Genomic DNA, 17,437 nt, shown 5'->3' with positions numbered 1-17,437 from the left:
AAACAGTCAACTTGATGAAACTGCAACCGAGGTTCGTATGACAGATTCACCCGCAAGCTTTGATCCAAAGGGAATAGTTCATCGCCTAAGTCCGTACTCTGTCGATGAAACGCTGGAGCGGCTGGGCAACATCCTCCAGACCCTCGGCATTCCGATTCTTGCCACCATCGATCACAGCGGCGGCGCGGCGGCAATGGGTCTCTCTATGCGGCCGACCAAGCTACTGATATTTGGCAATGCCAAATCTGGCACGCCGCTGATGCTGGCTGCGCCTACCTTGGCGCTAGATTTGCCGTTGAAGGCTCTGGTCTGGGAAGACGCCGATGGCCAGGTGAACGTGAGCTACAACACTCCGGAATACCTGCGCGAGCGCCACGGATTTCCGGAAGAGCTGCTCAAGAATATTGCGGGCATCCGTCTGATCGTGGACGAAGCTGTCCGTCCGGCAGCCGTTTAGTCTCTCTTCGGTGGGGCGAAGATTTGGCACAGGGGAATTGGGGGAGGGGTATGATTTTCTTCCCGAATGCTCTTGGAACTGTGAAGTGGACGATTGACTCACACCATACGCTTTTCTGCTTAATGTAACGCAACAGCCAAACGGGGTCCCGAAAACTCTCTTCTGAGGATTCGGAACCCCGTTTTCTCTTGATGTTAGAACTTCAGTGAAAAGGTACCCACCACTGTTCGCGGCGCACCTACCTGTAGCGTGTTATTGCTGACCGACGTCGGATCGCTGGCGATGAAGCCGTTGGTGCCGACGGTGGAGTAGTACTTGGCGCTCATCAGGTTGTAGATGTTGAGCTGTAGCTTGAGCGCGCTGAAGATGCCGAGCTGCTCACGCGTATAGCTGGTGCCGAAGTCGGCGAGGAAGCGGCCATCGACACTGTTGTCATCCGTGTATGTGAAGTAGCGGCGGCCCATGTAGTCCGCGCCAATGTGGGCGTTGAAGCCGTGGGTGTTGTATTCGAACTCATCCTTGTAGAGGAACTGAGGCGAATCGACGGTGACTTTGCCCTTGGTCAGGATGGTCGAAGTGACGCCGGAGCTGTTGGTGGTGACGACGTCCGAATCATAGGTGGACTTGCTCCAGGTCACAGCGTTGTAGAGCGAGAACTGCGGCGAGAGCTGGATGGTGCCGGAGGCGTCGAAGCCGTTGGTGGTCACGCCGCCTACGTTCGAGAGCAGCGAGGCCGCGCCGGCAATGGACGGACCCTGCTGAATTGCCAGCAGCCGGTCGTTGAAGTTGACGTGGAAGTAATTGGCCTGTGCAATACCTTTCGAGCCGAGGATGCGGTAGCCCACTTCTTCGCTCCACGAAGTTTCAGGTTTGAGGGTCTTCTTCAGATACTCGAAACCCGCCTGGCTGGTGCCCCACGGCGAGTTGCCGAAGCCTGGGCCGCCGGCCTGGTAGGCGCGGACGTTGTACGCTACATCGGCGAAGATTTCGTTCGACTTGTTGATCTTCCAGTTGGCGCCAAACTGCGGCAGGAAGGGCTTGCCGGATTCGAGCGAGCCCTGGGAATAGTTGGACGCCGATGCCGTAGGAGCAAGGAGTGGCAGGCCGGTGTTGAAGGAGTTCAGCTTGCCGTCGGTGTTGGTTTCCTGGGTCTTGAAGCCGGCGGAAACAGTGACTGCGTTATTGATCTTGAAGGCGTCCTGCACGTGGAGTTGATAGACGGTTGTCTTGAAGGTGAAAGCCCACTGCGTATAGAAGGGGTTGCTGGGGAAGTCGTACAGGGAGTGGAGCGGGCTGGCGAGGCTGGTGGCATAGAACTTGCGGGCCAGATCAAAGGTTTCGTCTTCAAACCATGCTCCACCCTCCACCTTGTTGCGGCCGCTCTCGTAGGCGAGCGAGGTAACGAACCCACCGCGCTCGATGCCATACTCCGAGGTGCGCAGGGAGATGGGCGAAACCGGCGTGTATGAGGCGTCGTAGGTGGCGAGATACGGGGTAAACCAGAGGCCGCGGCCATTGTTGGTGTGGCCGTAGGCGGTGGTTTTCCAGATGAGGTGATCGGTGATGGCGGTCTTGTAGCTGACGTAGGTGAGGAAGTCGCGGCGCAGTCCACCGCCGCCGTAATAGGCAGCATCCTCCGGGTCGTTGGAGAGGTCGCCGAAGCCGCTCTGGAGCTTGGTTACGGGGTAGGGAAAGTCGGTTGAGATACCGGCAAAGACCGGTCCGCCGCCGCCCTGAGCGTTATAGGCATTGGCGGCCTGGATGGCCTGGCCCCAGTTGCCGAAGTTGTCCCAGTTATAGCCGAGGGTCTTGGTCCAGACCTTGTTGAGGTCCTGGTAGTCCACTTCGCGGCGGTTGGAGTAGTCGGCGAAGAAGGTGAAGAGGCCCTTGCTGCCGACCTGGCTGGTGAGCTTGGTGTTGAACTGGTAGTAGTTCTGGCCGATGTCTCCGTGGCCTTTCCACTTGTCGGCACGCTGGTAGACGCCGTCGATGAAGAAGCGGGTGCGTCCGCCGAGTGTGCCACTGTCAAAACGGCCGAAAGTGCGCAGGCCGTTGAAGCTGCCGAAGGTCTGGTGGACATCGAAGCCGCGCTTGTCGAGCGGGTCTGCCGAGTAGAACTGGACGGTGCCGCCGAGGTTGCTGTTCGAGGCGGTTTCGAGCGCTCCGGTGCCTTGCGAGAGAACAGTGCGGCCCATGTTTTCGTTGACCAGGGCGCGGCTGATGTGGAGACCGTTCAGGTTGCCATAGGACATGTCTCCGAGCGGCACATCATCGAGCGTAAAGCCGAGCTGGTTCTGATTGAAGCCGCGAACCGAGATGCGCAGCGCCCACTCGTAGGTGCCGTAAGGATCGGCCGTGGTCACGCTAACGCTGGGCAGCCGCGAGAGCACTTCGATGGGGCTGGTGCCGGGAGCGGCCTCAAGCATGCTGGTCGAGTCGATGGACTGCTCGCTGCGGTCTTCGCCGGGAGCGGTGACGGTGATGCTTTCGACGTTGGTGATCTTGACCTGCGGCGTAGCCTGGTCGTCGGCCTTCTGGGCTTCTGCCTGTGTTGCTGTGGGTTTGCTATCGGCCGCAGTAAAGGCTGCCTGCTGCGCCGTGGCGGATAGTGTGCTGATGAGAGCGAGAGCTAACGCTCCTGCGAGATGATGACGGTTCATTGCCTCTCCATAGGAATTTCCTGCACGGCCTGCCGATCAGCATCGATGTGGCGATACGGGCAGGACGGTATTGCGCCTCTACGGGCGCGAGGGTTCAAGATGACGCTTTCGTCTGGACAGTGCTCCGCGCAGACGGGACGATGGCAAGAAGAATGCCAATCTCGAACTTAGAGGGCTTGATCTTTCTGGGGGTGAAAAGGGCGTAAAGATTGGGTGAAGGTTCGAGGCACGATGCACAGGGCTAAATTGCAGTATTACTCAAGCGAAACAGCAGATTCCCTTCGGGAATGACAAAAGGAAAGCCAGAATATAAATCCTGCCCATGGATCTGCGTGGCGGAACTCTAGTTGTCGAAGAAATTATTTCTAGATCATGCAGCAGCAGGTTCCCTGGGCTCCATGAAGAGCTTGCCGGCAAGAGTCAGCAGGACGAGCACTCCAGCGCACAATGCGAAGACTTCGCGGACGCCGGTAACTTTGGCGAGTGCGCCGCTGAGCAGCAGGCCCAAAATCTGCGCGGTGAATACGCAGGACATGAAGGTGCTGCCGACGCGGCCCATCAGGGCAGGGGGAGTCTCCTGCTGCATCAGCGTCTGCGCGGGGATGATGATGCAGGCAACGGCAGCGCCAATGACGAAGTCGCCAAGCAGTGTGCTCCAGATGAAGGTGAGTGCGGTGAGAACTACGAGCCCGGCTGCAATGCCGAGCAGGCCGGTGTAAACGAGGATGGTGTTCTTGACCTTGGCTGCAAACTTATTGAGCGAGGCGACACCGACGAACATGCCGACGCCGATCATGGCCGAGGCGATGCCATAGATCTTGGTTTCCGCGTGGACTGAGTCTCGCACGTAAACGGCGATGAGCGGACCGAAGCAGCCGATGATGAACATACCTGCTGACATGGCCAGGACGACGAATAGCAGCGCAGCATGATGGACGATGAAGGAGATGCCCTGCTGCATGTCGTGCCAGACTTTGGCGACAGCGCCCTTGTCTTCGGCCACGGTGTGTTTGTGGACCGTTTCGCGGGGCTTGATGGCGACCGAGGCGATGAAACTGGCGGAGGCGAAGAAGCTGACGGCATCAATCCAGTAGCAGGGGTTGGGTCCAAAGGATCCAACCAGGATGCCGGCGGCAGATGGGCCGACGATGCGCATCATGAACATCACCTGCTGCATCAGCGCGTTCGAGGAGCGGAGGCCGTGGAAAGGCACAGCTTCGCGGATGACCACGCCCTGCGCCGGGCCGAAGAAGCTCGAGACAACACTGATGGCCGCGAGGATGAGGTAATAGTGCCAGACCTGGTTGGCGAACAGGAGACCGAGGCACAGGAAACCGCGGATGATGTCGCTTGAGACCAGCGTGCGCTTGAGCGGCCAGCGGTCGACGAAGACTCCGGCAAGGATGCCGAGGATGGCAATGGGCACCTGGTAAGCGATCTGAACGCCCGTGATCTGCTGGGGATTGCCCTTGAGCTTGAACGTCAGCACGCCGATGACGGCGAAGAGCGCCAGAAAGTCGCCAAAATTCGACACGATCTGGGCGTACCAGAGGCGGCGCATCGTTGTGATGCGGAGGACCTCGCGCATCGACAATGGCGTTGGCGGCGCTTGCGTGGACGCGGGTTGTGCGGGTGCTGTGCTCATGCCGGTCCTTTCATCTTAGCCCAGGAGCGATTTCCCAGTTAGGATGCAACACCGGCGTATACGGATGATCTATTTGCGCGCTGGAGTGCGAGTGCGTGCGTCATCTAGAGTGGTGGTTGCCTGTTGGACCACCTACGGCGGCAGCTTTATCCGTGAGAATGGATGCGCAGATACTTGATTTTCCTGCATCTTATTGGTTTGAAAGAATCTTGTGCCTGGCTGGCTCATCGAAAATCTGTATATGCGGGTCAGTGGTTCGAGTGTTACGAGGAAATCGAGGGTTGATATGGATCGGAGCCTGAGTTCGGAATGACGACATTGCAGCGGGCGTTGAAGGTGGAGGGAAAGTTTCAAAATGCCGTGCCAACCAGCGTAGGCGACTGGAAGATGATGTTCCGGGTACTGAAGCAGTACCTTACGAACAAGGAAGAGCGGACGCCTCGCGCGCCTCTCGGGCCCTTTCGCACGGACGCATCGGTATTTGCAAAAGCTCCGGACAGTGGCTTGCGGGTAACCTGGATGGGCCATTCCGTGATGCTGGTGGAGATCGACGGTGCGAGGGTGCTGATCGATCCGGTGTGGGATCAACGAGCCGCCCCCGTGCAGTGGGCGGGGCCGAAGCGTTTTTTCCCCGCACCTCTCCGGCTGGAAGATTTGCCGGAGATCGACGTGGTCCTGGTTTCCCACGATCACTACGACCACCTCGGTGCTGGCACGATCCGAAAATTGGCAAGATTGGCCGCTGTCGCCGGGGCAAGGTGGATCACCCCGCTCGGAGTTGGCGCAGAACTGACGACGCTGGGTCTGGCGGCGGATCGCATCACTGAAGTTGATTGGACCGATTCTGTTCGCGTCGGCGACATCACAATTACCGCGTTGCCGTCCCGGCATTTTTCGGGGCGGAGTCTGTTGAATCGGTTCGAGACGCTGTGGGCTTCCTTCGTACTAACTGGCCCGCGCAACCGTGTTTATTACGGCGCAGATTCAGGCGAATGGCCCGGATTTGCCGAGATTGGCGCTGCGTATGGCCCGTTCGATCTGACGATGCTGGAGATTGGCGCCTTCAACCAACTCTGGGCAGATATTCACATGGGTCCGGAGGGAGCGATTCGCACCTTCGCGGCGCTCGGTGGGAAGGGTCTGCTCATGCCGATCCATTGGGGACTGTTCGATCTTGCCCTGCATGCCTGGCGGGAGCCGATTACGCGAATGTTCGCGGAGGAGGGGCTCAGGCTCTGGTCTCCGGAACCCGGGCGGCCGACGGAGGTGGTGCCGGGTGTTGAGCTGCGGTCGGAATGGTGGCGGTACTAGAGCATGCCACGCTGGTACACTTGCTCGTTGGTGCAAGCGGCAAGCATTGTCCGCGGTGAGGGCTTATGAGTGATGTAAACGGCAAGATCGCGGCTGGCGGAGCGCCGGAGATTCTGACGGTCAATGAGCTTTTTCTTCGCGTGGCTGGGAGCAAGCGTTCAGATGTCATGTTGTGGCAGAATGACGCCGGCGAGTGGAAGGGAATTTCTTCCGCTGAGGTCTACCAGCGGGTGCGGGCGCTGGCGCGGGCTTTGCAGAGCTGGGGAATTCAGCGCGGAGACCGCATTGCGCTGCTGAGCGAGAATCGCTGGGAATGGGCGGTCACCGACTTTGCCGTGCTGGCCATTGGCGCCGTGGACGTGCCCATCTATCCCACGCTGACGCCGGAGCAGATTGCAGAGCTTCTCCGGGACGCCGGTACGCGGGTGATCGTGGTGTCCACACGGGCACTCTATGACAAGGTGCAATCGGTGCGCGCGCAGACACCGCTGGAGCACGTGGTGATGATGGATTCCACCAACGTGCCTGCAGACGCTGTGATGTTTGCGACGCTGCTGCGTGAGGCTGAGGGCAGAGGCAATGAACGCGACGCGGAGTTCGATGCTGAGGTGATGTCGGCAAAGCCGGAGGAACTGGCAACGCTGATCTACACTTCGGGTACCACGGGCGAGCCGAAGGGCGTAATGCTGACGCATGGCAATCTGGCCTCGAATACGAGCTACTGCACGCGTGACTTTGGCTTTGACGCCAGCGACTGCTCCGTTTCCTACCTGCCGCTGTCGCACATTACGGCGCGGGCGCTCGACTACGCGATGTACTTCAACGGCGCGCAGGTGGCGTACTGTCCTCTCTTCGACAAGCTGATTACGACGCTCAAAGAAGTGCGGCCCACGGTGTTCGTTGGCGTGCCGCGCGTGTACGAAAAGATTCGCCATGGAGTCCAGCAGAAGTCAGCTGCAGCATCGCCGATGAAGGCCAAGATCCTGAACTGGGCAGTGAAGACAGGCGGCGAACACAAGGAAGAGATTCACGATGGCCACAAGCCCGGATCTCTCGGCTGGAAGCTGGCCAAGACGCTGGTCTACGGCAAGATCCAGGAAGCCTTTGGCGGGCGGGTCAAGCGGTTCATCTCGGGCGGCGCGCCGCTCGGCACGGACACTGGCGACTGGTTCGCTTCGGTCGGAATCTCTGTGCTCGAGGGCTACGGGCTGACGGAGACTTCGCCGGTCATCGCGATCAATACACCGGGCGTCCACAAGATGGGCTCGGTGGGCAAGCCGCTGCCGAATGTTGAGTGCAAACTGGCTCCCGATGACGAACTGCTGGTACGCGGGCCGGGGGTCTTCAAAGGCTACTGGCAGAAGCTCACCGCGACAGCAGAGTGCATCGATGCCGATGGATGGTTCGCAACAGGCGATATTGCGAAGATCGACGGCGACGGTTTCCTCTTCATCACCGACCGTAAGAAAGAGTTGCTGAAGACTTCCGGAGGCAAACTCATCGCCCCGCAACCGATCGAAGGCAAGCTGAAGACCAACATGCTCGTGGCGCAGGCCGCGCTGGTAGGCGATCGTCACAAATTCGCCAGTGTGCTCATCTCCCCCAACTTCACCGCTCTAGAAGACTGGGCGCAGAAGCAGGGAATCACCGCTCTCACGCGCCGCGATCTCGTAGCTGACGGCAAAGTGATTGCGCTCTATGGCGATATCGTTGCAGGCGTCAACAGTGGCCTTGCGAACTTCGAAACCATGAAGCGTTTCAGAGTCGTTGCCGAGGACTGGACGATTGAAACGGGCGAGTTGACACCAAGCATGAAGCTGAAGCGGCGTGTGCTTACGGAGCGATACGCGGAGTTGATCGCGGACCTTTATGCCGACGAGGCCACCTCACGCGGCGAATCGGCTTGAACATGCGATGGCGGAGTCTGCCGCCTTTGCTCCACAGTCGCTGTAAGGATTGAAAGAACGGCGCGCCCCATGCGCCGATCATCAGCAGCGAGCCGAAGAGCACGACAGCGTCGATGCTGAGGCGGCCGCCGGTCTTGAGCCAGTAAACGTCTGGATCGAGATTCAGCCAAAGTGTGAACTCATCGAGCGTAAGCGCTGCGCCCGCGCCATACGCAATGCACATGATGCGGCTGAAGAGAATCGACAGCGGGGAACTAGCGCGGCCAAGGTCGAGCAGCCATCCGTAACCCACGAAGAGCAGGATGAGAATTCCCCACACAAGATGGTGAATATGCTTACCGCCCATCGTCACCCAATGGAACGGACCCGTGCCTTGCACCACCAGGTAGACCGCCAGGCGGCAGCCGAGAAATGTCACAAAAAAAGCAACCGAGGCCAGGAACATGCGACGTCGCGGGCGGTCGACGATCGAGGTCCGCATGAGATAACCGAGCCGCGTAAGCTGCAGAACCACAAGCAGGACAGCGGCGACCGTGAGAACAAAGACGAGCAGGACGATGGTGCCAGTTTGCGGCATATCGTCCTATTGAAACATTCCTGGCGACTATCGCCAAAAGAGCAATACCCTCGCGGCGGCCTTCCGGTCGTACCTGATGCGCTCCGATCCGACCGGACGGGCTTTCACCGGCTGTGCTGCTGAGCTTTCCACTCTTCCGAAGCGAAGAGGCGCGGGCCGACTTCGATCAGGCGCGGCATCATGTTGAAAACAGCGACCCGGCTCCACGGCAGACCGGACCGTGTGCGAAAGCCCTTCTCGTTCAGGTCGCTCACGATCGACGAGTAGGAGAAGTCCTGTCCGAGCAGCTCCATCATGAGCATGAGGGCGCGGTTTTCGGTAGGGTGCACTTCCAGGCGGAGGCCATCGTCCGAAATGCGAAGGCCGTAGGGGATGTCTTCGCCATAAGCGCCTTCCGAGGGTGTTTCAGAATCAGGTAGCTCGCGTCGCCACTCGAGCGAGACGAGTTGCCAGCCGGCTAAGGTGCGCTGCTGGATGATCTCCGGGCTTGCTGGTCCGGAAACGATGTCGCGGATGCGTTCGAAGTGTGGCATAGGAGCCTCCCTGCGCTACGGGACAACTTGGCGCATCGTGTGACATGCAATTTGCAAACCACATAGGCGTTTCTGGAAACGCTTTGTGATGTGGAGGATGCAGTCGCTTCGGGGTAAGCGCCCTGTCCGAATTTGGAAAGCAGTGTTCAGCAATGGACGGACCTAAATCGACGTAAAAGAATGGACGGCATATGTGTCAAACGGCACAGGTAACATCGCCAAGTTTGTTGACCGCACACAACCATTCTTTGATCGGACGACTCCAACGCTGTGAGGTGAAACAATGAGTTCAAATATTCGTACCTTGAAGTACTTGGCACTCACGAGTGCCGCTGCCGCCCTGTTGTTCGTCTCAGGACCGAAGTCTCAGGCTCAAATCTCCGTTCAGATTGGCGCTCCGCCGGCTTGTCCCTACGGCTATTACGAGGTTCCCCCGTACAACTGCGCGCCGGACGGCTACTACGGACCTGAGTGGTTTAACGGTGGCCTCTTCATCGGAGCGGGCCCATGGTTTCACGGCCCGGAACACTTCTACGGCCACGTAGACCATCACTATGACTACCGGCATGGCTACCACGGACCGATGCCTCAGCGTGGAGAGCGCCCCGGCGACCACCGCGCAGAGTTTCATGGCCAGGCAATGCATGACCCGCACGGCCATGAAGGACCGCACCGCCGCTAACCCGCGCTTGTCCCTACTTGGCTCGGGCACATCACAATTCAGCATTCAGGCTCTCTTCGGAGAGCCTTTTTGTTTTCGTGGTTCCTTTATGCAGTAGCCGGGAGTCCAGGTCGAGTGGCGGCGGTACACTGTCTGTGGTTTGCTTTGCCCGTTTTGCCGTGGCGAAGTTGGAATATCCATACTCTCTAGGAGAATTGCGATGCGGATTGGTTTGTTGACCGGCGGCGGAGATTGCCCTGGGTTGAATGCGGTCATTTATGCCGCTGTGAAGAAGGGAATCAACAAGTACGGCGACGAGTTTGTCGGCTTCCTGAACGGCTGGCGCGGTGTGCTGGATAACAAGTGGATTCCGTTGACCCTGGAGCGGGTAGATGGGATTCAGTTGCTGGGCGGCACGATCCTGCACTCCTCGCGCACCAACGTGAAGAAGATTCCCGGTGGCATCGAGCAGGTGGAGGCCGTGCTGAAGGCTAACGGAATCGATGCGCTGATCGCCCTCGGTGGCGACGACACGCAATCAGTAACGCTGGCTCTCACCGATGCCGGCATCCCCGGCGTTGGTGTGCCGAAGACGATCGACAACGATATCAACGGCACGGACGCCACGTTCGGCTTTGATACAGCAGTGGCCATCGCCACTGAAGCTGTCGACCGCATTCGCACCACGGCAGATTCTCACAATCGCGTGGTTGTCATCGAAGTAATGGGCCGCGACGCAGGCTGGATCGCTTATGCCGCCGGAGTGGCAGGCGGTGCGGACGTCGTGCTTGTGCCGGAAAAGGAGATCGACATCGATCACGTGGCCAAGCTGCTCAAGTACAACTACGACAAGGGCAAGACCTACGGCCTCGTCGTTGTCGCCGAAGGCTGCCATCTCCCCGAAGTCGGGCAAGTCATCGGCTCAGCGGAAGTCGATTCGTTCGGCCACGCGCGCCTTTCCGGCATTGGCGAAAAGCTGGCTGACCTGATCGAAAAGAAGACCGGCTTTGAGACGCGTTCCGTGAACCTGGGCCATACGCAGCGCGGCGGTTCACCGACTGCTTATGACCGTCTGCTCGGCCAGCGCTACGGCCTGCACGCCATCGACATGGTGCATCAGCAGAAGTGGGGACGCATCGCGGTGCTGAAAGGAACCGATATCACGGACATCACGATTGCCGAGGCCGTAGCGACCAACCGTCGCCTCGATCAGCGTTTCTTCGATGTCATCACGGATCTCGAAGCGAACGTCTAGAGACAGTGTGAGTGTGAAGTGTGAGTGTGAGGGGCTCTGGCTCCTCACACTTTTTTGGCTAGAGATATAGCAATGTCTTTGCTTTTCACACTCACACTGCCCACTCACACTCGCTCTCAGTGTCCATAGCCTTCCGCAGATTTCGACACTTTGCCGCGGAAGAGATAGAAGACAGTGGCTGAATAGAAAACGGCGAGCAGCATCCCGATCGACCACCACACCAAACCAACCTGCAGCGTATGCGGTCCCGCGATAGCGTTCGCGATCGTGATATCGCGGCCGTGTCCGCCAACCGATGGTAGTAGCACTGGGAAAAGCCCTGCTGCCGCTCCGGACAGCATCGCAGCGAGATAAGCGCAGGAGCTGAGGAAGGCCACGAGTGGCGCTCTCCGCCGAATTCCGATCAGGATCGAGATGAGGCTGGCGAGGACCACACCGGGTGCCAGGAATGCCAGGCTGTGCGCCTCGTAGTTATGGAGCGAATCAGGCCGCGCAAGGATCGTCGCGGGAATGCTGATCGCAGTCAGCAAGAGCACGGCAACCAGCAGTTTGCCGGCGAGACTTCGGGCACGCTGTTCCAGTGCACCTTCGGTCTTGAGTGCGAGATACAAAGCGCCGTGAAGCGCGAGCGCTGCGAGCGCCAGCACACCGCCCAGCACCGTATACCAGTCAAGAATGCCGGGGCTCGGTCCGGGGCGCCAGTTCGTCCATAACGGCAGGAAGAAGTAGTCGTCCGGACCAATAGGCACGCCGCGGACGACATTGGCCAGCGCCGCACCAAAGAAGATGGCCAGCAACGTGCTGGCAACGGCAAACATTGCGTCAAAGAAGGTGCGCCACAGCGGATCCGGCGAATGATGCCGCAGCTCGATGCTGAGCCCGCGCAGAATGAGCAGCCAAAGCACGATCATCAGCGGCAGATAGAAGCCGCTGAAGGACGATGCGTACAGCAGCGGAAAGGCAAAGAAAAGTGTGCCCCCAGCGGCCAGCAGCCACACCTCATTGCCATCCCACACCGGCCCGATGGCCCGCATGGATTGCTGCCGTTCTTCTTCCGTGCGAGCGACAAAAAGATAAACGATGCCCACGCCGAGGTCGAAGCCATCGAGCACCACGTAGCCAACGAGCATGAGTGCGACGATCCAGAACCAGAGGGTTGCCATGCGTATCTCCTAAGCCGCGGTGAGCGAGGTTGGATTGGGTGCGTGAGCTGGAGCCGAGGGACCCTTTTCAATGAAGCGATAGACCAGCACAATCCACAGGATGGAGATGACGGTGTACATGCCAAGGAAGCCCAGCAGCGTGAAGAGGCTGGTGCCTGCCCCGATGTGTGTTGACGAGCCCTGAGCGGTGCGGATCAGTCCATAGACCAGCCATGGCTGCCTGCCAATTTCGGCAGTCATCCAGCCCGCCGTGGTGGCGATGTAGGGCAGCGGAAAGCTGAGCATGATCGGCCACAGCAGCCATCGCTCATGGAACAGCTTGCCGCGCCACAGCAGCAGCGCAGACAGTCCCATGAGCGCGAAGAAGTACGTTCCGAGGCCGGCCATGATGTGGTAGCTGTAGAAGAGCAGCGGCAACGTGCTTGGCCACTGGTCTTTCGGGATGGAGTTAAGCCCCTGGACCTCGCCGCTGGTCGTGCCGTAGATGAGAAAGCTGAGAACGCTGTTCACCACGAGCGGATTGTCAATCTTCTGGTGTTCCACATCCGGCTGGCCCATTAGAACCATGGGTGCGTCTTTCTCTGAGTTGAAGACACCTTCCATGCCGGCCATGGCGGCGGGCTGATGCTTCGCAACATATTTGCCCTGCAGGTCGCCGGTGGGGAAGACCATCAGGATGCAGGAGATGCATCCGGTGATCACGCCGAGCTTCAGGAAAGTCCGGCCGTATTGTTCGTCGCGCTTCTGCAGCAGGTAAAGCGCGCCAACAGCGGCCATCACAAAGCTGGCGGTCACGACGGCTCCGCACATGTTGTGCACATATTCCAGTAACGCCCATGGGTTGCTGAGAAGTCCCCAGAAGCTGCTCACTTCGAAATTGCCGTTGGGCAGCAGATGATACGCAACGGGATGCTGCATCCAGGCATTGGTCACGATGATGAAGAAGCCGGAAATCCACGAGCCTACGAAGACCATGAACGCAGCGGCCCAGTGCCCCCACTTGGGCAAGCGCTTTTCACCAAAGAGAAATAAGCCAAGGAAGGCTGATTCGAGGAAGAAAGAGAAGACGCCCTCCATCGCAAGTGGCATGCCGATCACGCCGCCGGTGCGTCGCGAAAATTCAGACCAGTTGGTCCCGAACTGAAACTCCATCGGAATGCCGGTCACCACGCCAAGCAGAAAATTAACGGCGAAGATCTGAGCCCAGAACCGGGAAGAGATGGCGTATCGCTCATCACCGGTTTTGAGCGCGAGTGTCTTGAGGATCACGATCAGCAGGGCGAGGCCCATCGTCAGTTGCGGGAAGAGATAGTGATAAGTGATGGTGAAGGCGAAGTGGATCCGGTGGAGCGAGAGAGCGTCCATGCTTGTCCTCAGTTAGATCTGCAGCAGCTGGTTGTCTTGTGACCGGTTGTCTCGTCATGATGGTCGCAGACCCAGCGAGGACAAAGCTGTGACTGTTATCACGGACATTCCACCGGATGTGTGCTACCATTCGGCTGAACCCGCATGGATTGCCGCCCCCACCGGGTCCAGTGTGGTGTTGTCACGCAAGATTGCTCCGTACAGTTCGCGGGATGAAAGTGTGAATTTCCCCAGATGTCCCCAGCCTCGGCAGTGCGAACCCTTTTGGATTGCTTGCATTGCGAGCACCGCTCCATGCGGCAGTTCTGCAACATGGACACGGCAGCACTCGAAGACTTTGATGGGCTGGGGACGCAGCTCTCTGTTGCTCCGGAGACCATCATTTTTGAAGAAGATTCGCCGACGCGCGGCGTGTTTGTGATCTGCACCGGGCAGGTGAAGCTCTCCTGTGTCTCCAAGCAGGGGAAGACGCTCATTCTCAAGATTGCCGGGCCTGGAGATGTGCTGGGCCTTGGTGCGGCGCTGTCGGGCGCGGCCAACGAAGTCACCGCTGAGGCCATCGAGCCGGTGGAGATGAAGCGGATTGCGCGGCCTGAGTTTATGGCGTTCCTGGCGCGGCATGGCGAGGCAAGTATGCACGCAGCGCAGGCGCTCTCGAACGAATACAGGGCAGCATTTTTCGATGTGCGGCGGCTGGCGCTTTCTTCCTCCGCGGCGGCGCGGCTGGCTGGCGTCCTGCTCGACTGGGGCAAGGCAGCCTCGTGCGGCAAGCCGGAGATGCGTTCGGCGGAGATGCGCTTTACGATGGCCATGACCCATGAGGAACTGGCGGGCTTGATTGGCAGTTCGCGCGAGACGGTTACGCGCATGCTGGGCAAGTTCAAGAAGGAAAACCTGATCCAGGTGCGCGGGGCAACCGTCCGGATCATGTCTCCGGAGAAGCTTGAGCAATTGGCAGTTTGAGTTGCGGGTCTTTGCGCATGGTTGTGACGCCGGTCACATCTTTTTAAGGGTTAAGCCCTGACGATGGAAGCAGAGGCAAATCCCATGTCAGCCAATGCATCCTACGATTCCAATTCCTACAAAAATGAACCGTGCCGTGGCGATTGTTCCGGATATGGGACGCGCTGCTCCTGTCCTCCGCTGATTGTGCTGGCTATGCATTCGCAGCGGCAGTCTCAGGCCGACTCCGAAGCTCACTGCATGCACCACAGGCATTCTTCTGACCCTCAGCCTGAGTCGCGGCGGACGGGCTATTTCAGCAGCGAACTGGCGTCGCCTGACTTTTGTGGTTGCCTGTTCTCCTATCACGAGCAGCAGGCCGGCGCAAAGACGGAGATGTAGCCGCTCTTCGGCGGATTGGAATGTCCTCCCCCAGGACTTTCTCCGCGCGCGCCTGGATTTGAATCTGTCCGGCCGTTCAACCATCCAAGAGACAGTGAACGAATCCACCACAATCCCGAGTTCGCGGCTCTTTGAGGCCGGCGACCTGCGCGCTCTGTACGCGATCGAAGAGGCCTGCTTTGCCCCCGAAGTGCGCTTCAGCCGCGCTCTGATGCGTTCGCTGGCCACGGATGAAAATTCGCGTACCTGGCTGGGGATGCTGGACGGTGTGCGCGCGGGCTTTGCCATCCTCGGACTGCGTGCTGACGAAGACTCGACTGCAGCCTATATCTGGACCATCGAGGTACTACCGGGGTTTCGACGCATGGGTGTCGCCCGGGAACTGCTGGCGCGCGTCGAGCAGAGCGCGCGAGAGGCGGAGTGTTCCGCGGTGGAATTACATGTCTCCGAGCGCAACCTGCATGCGCTGGCGCTCTACGTAGCTGCCGGGTATGAACGAGTCGGGGTCGAGCCGGGATACTACGGCCGCGACGAGGATGGTTTCCGGTACCGGAAAGTCCTCGCCGGGTAAGCTCTCTCACCCAGCTAAGGATGAGCCGCGATTGCCCCGGTTGCGATGCACATTTCGCGACGAGGATTGCGCAACGTCTCACACGGATTGCGCAACGTTACAACGCGGATTGCGCATCGTGACACACGATTTGCGCAATCACGGAAGCGGATTGCGCAAATCTTTACGCCGCTTAAGAGAGTGAAATTACTCATTTTGCGGCTGCACGGTAGACGAAAGCCCCATTGGCCATGGTCCATACAACCTTCGTTTCGCGCGCTTCCTCCGGGGAAACAGTGAGTACATCGCGGTCGACTAGCGTCAGATCCGCCAGCTTGCCCGGCTCGATCGAGCCGATCGTCTTTTCCTGATTCATAGCGCGTGCGGCATTGATGGTGTAAGCGTAGAGCATCGCCTCGCGGGGCATGTCCTGACTGGCGTCCAGCACACCTTTCGGACCTTTGCGAGTTTCCGCGTTATAGATTGCAAGGAAAGGGTTTGCAGTCGAAACAGGCCAGTCGCTGGCGCCTGAAATCGTTGCGCCTGCGTCGAGCATAGAGCGGGCAGGGTACTGCCATTTGTAGATTTCGGGATCGACATACGGTTGCAGAATGTCGATGGTGTCTGTTCCGGCGACGGCCCAGTAGAGCTGATAGGCAGCGATGACGCCGAGCTCGTGGAATCGATCGATATCGGTGGGTTTGACGAACTGAAGATGCGTGATGGTGTGCGGCAATCCGCTGCTTCCATTGGCTTTGCGCGCAGCCTCAATGCCATTGAGAGCCTCGGTCACGGCGCGGTCGCCGATGGCGTGGACGTGGATGATGAGCCCTTCCTTGTCGGCCTGAATGCACATTTTCTGGAAGTTTGCGGGCTCGAACAGCAACTCGCCGGTCTTGCCTGTGACGCGATATGGGGCGGCCATGGCGGCGGTTTGCGAGGGAAATTCTGCGACGCCGTCGGCGAAGACTTTGAGGCCGGGAACGGTCAGATTTGGGACGTCCGCGAACTGTTTGCGAAAGGCGCGGACCTGCACGAGAGCATCCGGGTCGTTGGGATGGACGACGGGGAATGCGGCTACATGTGCGGTAAGTCCTTTTTCCTGAGCCAAATCGGCATAGGCGGTAAGGATGGCTTCGCTCGCGGCGGGATCGACCCAGGAGGTGATGCCGAGAGAGTGGAGAGAATCGACGGCGGCGTGAGCGGCCTCCAGCATGCGCTTGCGGTCCGGCTGCGGGACCTGCTTTTCCAGGACTTCTTTGCCAGCGTCGACTACAAAACCATTTGGAGTCAGGTCCTTATCAAGGCCGTAATAGGCCTGCTCAGGCTTGCTGAGCTTGGCGATGAAGGCTTGGTCGAGGCCGGCTTTTTTGCGCAGGGCGAGGTTGGCCCAGCCGGTGTGGCCGTCCATGCCTTCGAGCATGACGGGCTGATCGGAGAACTGCCCGGTGTTGAAGTGGCTATTAAGTTCCTCATTCTTTGACCAGATAGCCAAAGGGATGCCGGAGACGACCAGCACATTCCCGAACATGCCTTTGCCGGATGACTTTGCGGCTGCGGCGATGGTGGCGAGTTCGTCGACAGTGGCGAGGGTTTCCGGTGCATCAACGGTGATGAGGGTGACGCCGCCGTCGATGGCGTGGTTGTGGCTGTCGATGAGGCCGGGAAGGAGTGTCCTGCCAGCTAAGTCAATGATTTCAGGCGACGCGCCGAGGCTGGCTGCGGCTTCGGCGCGGCTGCCTACGGCGACAATCTTGTTGTCGCGGAGAGCGACAGCTTCGGCGTAAGGGTGCAGCGGGTTGGCGGTGAAGACTTTGGCGTTGACGAGGAGGCGCTCCTGGGCGGCGAGCAGGGACGGGGTAAGGAAGATGAGGAGGGCGGCAAACTTCAGGATCGGTCGACTGGGCATCGTGGGCTTAGGTTACGGCCAAGATGCTGAATCGGCAAGGATTGATTACGGGGCTCGTGCTGTGCGGGACTGTAGATCGCGCCTTTAACCCGGTGAAGCT

General features: G+C 59.2%; 14 protein-coding genes. 7 read left to right on the top strand and 7 right to left on the bottom strand.

The window, feature by feature from the left end:
• Nucleotides 1-37: 37 nt before the first annotated feature.
• Complete coding sequence (locus AC5S27_RS13355; RefSeq protein ID WP_493935053.1) at nucleotides 38-457, top strand: DUF302 domain-containing protein; 420 nt, start codon at nucleotides 38-40, stop codon at nucleotides 455-457.
• A gap of 194 nt (nucleotides 458-651) precedes the next feature.
• Here the strand turns inward: AC5S27_RS13355 and AC5S27_RS13350 are convergent, their stop codons facing one another.
• Nucleotides 652-3,117 carry a TonB-dependent receptor gene (locus tag AC5S27_RS13350; protein ID WP_493935052.1) on the bottom strand — a complete coding sequence of 822 codons (2,466 nt, stop codon included), beginning with the start codon at nucleotides 3,115-3,117 and terminating at the stop codon, nucleotides 652-654.
• A 370-nt stretch (nucleotides 3,118-3,487) separates the two neighbouring features.
• On the bottom strand, nucleotides 3,488-4,762 hold the full coding sequence (locus tag AC5S27_RS13345) for an MFS transporter (RefSeq protein WP_493935051.1): 1,275 nt from the start codon (nucleotides 4,760-4,762) through the stop codon (nucleotides 3,488-3,490).
• Between the two features lie 309 nt (nucleotides 4,763-5,071).
• Between AC5S27_RS13345 and AC5S27_RS13340 the strand changes: the two genes are divergently transcribed.
• Both AC5S27_RS13340 and AC5S27_RS13335 read left to right on the top strand, forming a co-directional pair.
• Complete coding sequence (locus tag AC5S27_RS13340; RefSeq protein ID WP_493935050.1) at nucleotides 5,072-6,073, top strand: MBL fold metallo-hydrolase; 1,002 nt, start codon at nucleotides 5,072-5,074, stop codon at nucleotides 6,071-6,073.
• 65 nt (nucleotides 6,074-6,138) lie between these two features.
• The gene (locus tag AC5S27_RS13335; protein ID WP_493935049.1) at nucleotides 6,139-7,980 is read left to right on the top strand and encodes an AMP-dependent synthetase/ligase; all 1,842 of its coding nucleotides are present in this window, start codon (nucleotides 6,139-6,141) and stop codon (nucleotides 7,978-7,980) included.
• Here the strand turns inward: AC5S27_RS13335 and AC5S27_RS13330 are convergent.
• Entirely contained in the window at nucleotides 7,907-8,557 is a 651-nt protein-coding gene (locus tag AC5S27_RS13330; protein WP_493935048.1) for a hypothetical protein, read from the bottom strand. The two genes, AC5S27_RS13335 and AC5S27_RS13330, sit on opposite strands and share 74 nt — an antisense overlap.
• A 104-nt stretch (nucleotides 8,558-8,661) precedes the next feature.
• Complete coding sequence (locus tag AC5S27_RS13325; protein WP_493935047.1) at nucleotides 8,662-9,090, bottom strand: recombinase family protein; 429 nt, start codon at nucleotides 9,088-9,090, stop codon at nucleotides 8,662-8,664.
• Between the two features lie 283 nt (nucleotides 9,091-9,373).
• On the opposite strand from AC5S27_RS13325, the gene AC5S27_RS13320 reads away from it, so the two are divergent.
• Together AC5S27_RS13320 and AC5S27_RS13315 are read left to right on the top strand one after the other, a co-directional pair.
• On the top strand, nucleotides 9,374-9,772 hold the full coding sequence (locus tag AC5S27_RS13320) for a hypothetical protein (RefSeq protein WP_493935046.1): 399 nt from the start codon (nucleotides 9,374-9,376) through the stop codon (nucleotides 9,770-9,772).
• 199 nt (nucleotides 9,773-9,971) lie between these two features.
• Nucleotides 9,972-11,006 carry an ATP-dependent 6-phosphofructokinase gene (locus AC5S27_RS13315; protein ID WP_493935045.1) on the top strand — a complete coding sequence of 345 codons (1,035 nt, stop codon included), beginning with the start codon at nucleotides 9,972-9,974 and terminating at the stop codon, nucleotides 11,004-11,006.
• Nucleotides 11,007-11,122: 116 nt separating this feature from the next.
• On the opposite strand, the gene cydB is transcribed toward AC5S27_RS13315, so the two are convergent.
• Together cydB and AC5S27_RS13305 are read right to left on the bottom strand one after the other, a co-directional pair.
• Nucleotides 11,123-12,169, bottom strand: a complete 1,047-nt coding sequence (cydB, locus tag AC5S27_RS13310) for a cytochrome d ubiquinol oxidase subunit II (RefSeq protein ID WP_493935044.1) — start codon at nucleotides 12,167-12,169, stop codon at nucleotides 11,123-11,125.
• Nucleotides 12,170-12,178: 9 nt separating this feature from the next.
• The gene (locus AC5S27_RS13305) at nucleotides 12,179-13,534 is read right to left on the bottom strand and encodes a cytochrome ubiquinol oxidase subunit I (RefSeq protein ID WP_493935043.1); all 1,356 of its coding nucleotides are present in this window, start codon (nucleotides 13,532-13,534) and stop codon (nucleotides 12,179-12,181) included.
• 312 nt (nucleotides 13,535-13,846) lie between these two features.
• Between AC5S27_RS13305 and AC5S27_RS13300 the strand changes: the two genes are divergently transcribed.
• Together AC5S27_RS13300 and AC5S27_RS13295 are read left to right on the top strand one after the other, a co-directional pair.
• Complete coding sequence (locus tag AC5S27_RS13300; protein ID WP_493935042.1) at nucleotides 13,847-14,497, top strand: Crp/Fnr family transcriptional regulator; 651 nt, start codon at nucleotides 13,847-13,849, stop codon at nucleotides 14,495-14,497.
• Between the two features lie 475 nt (nucleotides 14,498-14,972).
• The gene (locus AC5S27_RS13295; protein ID WP_493935041.1) at nucleotides 14,973-15,449 is read left to right on the top strand and encodes a GNAT family N-acetyltransferase; all 477 of its coding nucleotides are present in this window, start codon (nucleotides 14,973-14,975) and stop codon (nucleotides 15,447-15,449) included.
• Nucleotides 15,450-15,639: 190 nt separating this feature from the next.
• Here AC5S27_RS13295 and AC5S27_RS13290 read toward each other — a convergent pair whose 3' ends face one another.
• On the bottom strand, nucleotides 15,640-17,337 hold the full coding sequence (locus AC5S27_RS13290; RefSeq protein WP_493935040.1) for an amidohydrolase: 1,698 nt from the start codon (nucleotides 17,335-17,337) through the stop codon (nucleotides 15,640-15,642).
• Between the last annotated feature and the right edge of the window lie 100 nt (nucleotides 17,338-17,437).

This window comes from Acidicapsa borealis (assembly GCF_059115245.1).
Note: the sequence above shows the minus strand (reverse complement) of the source record. Positions and strands in the feature narration are given on the sequence as shown.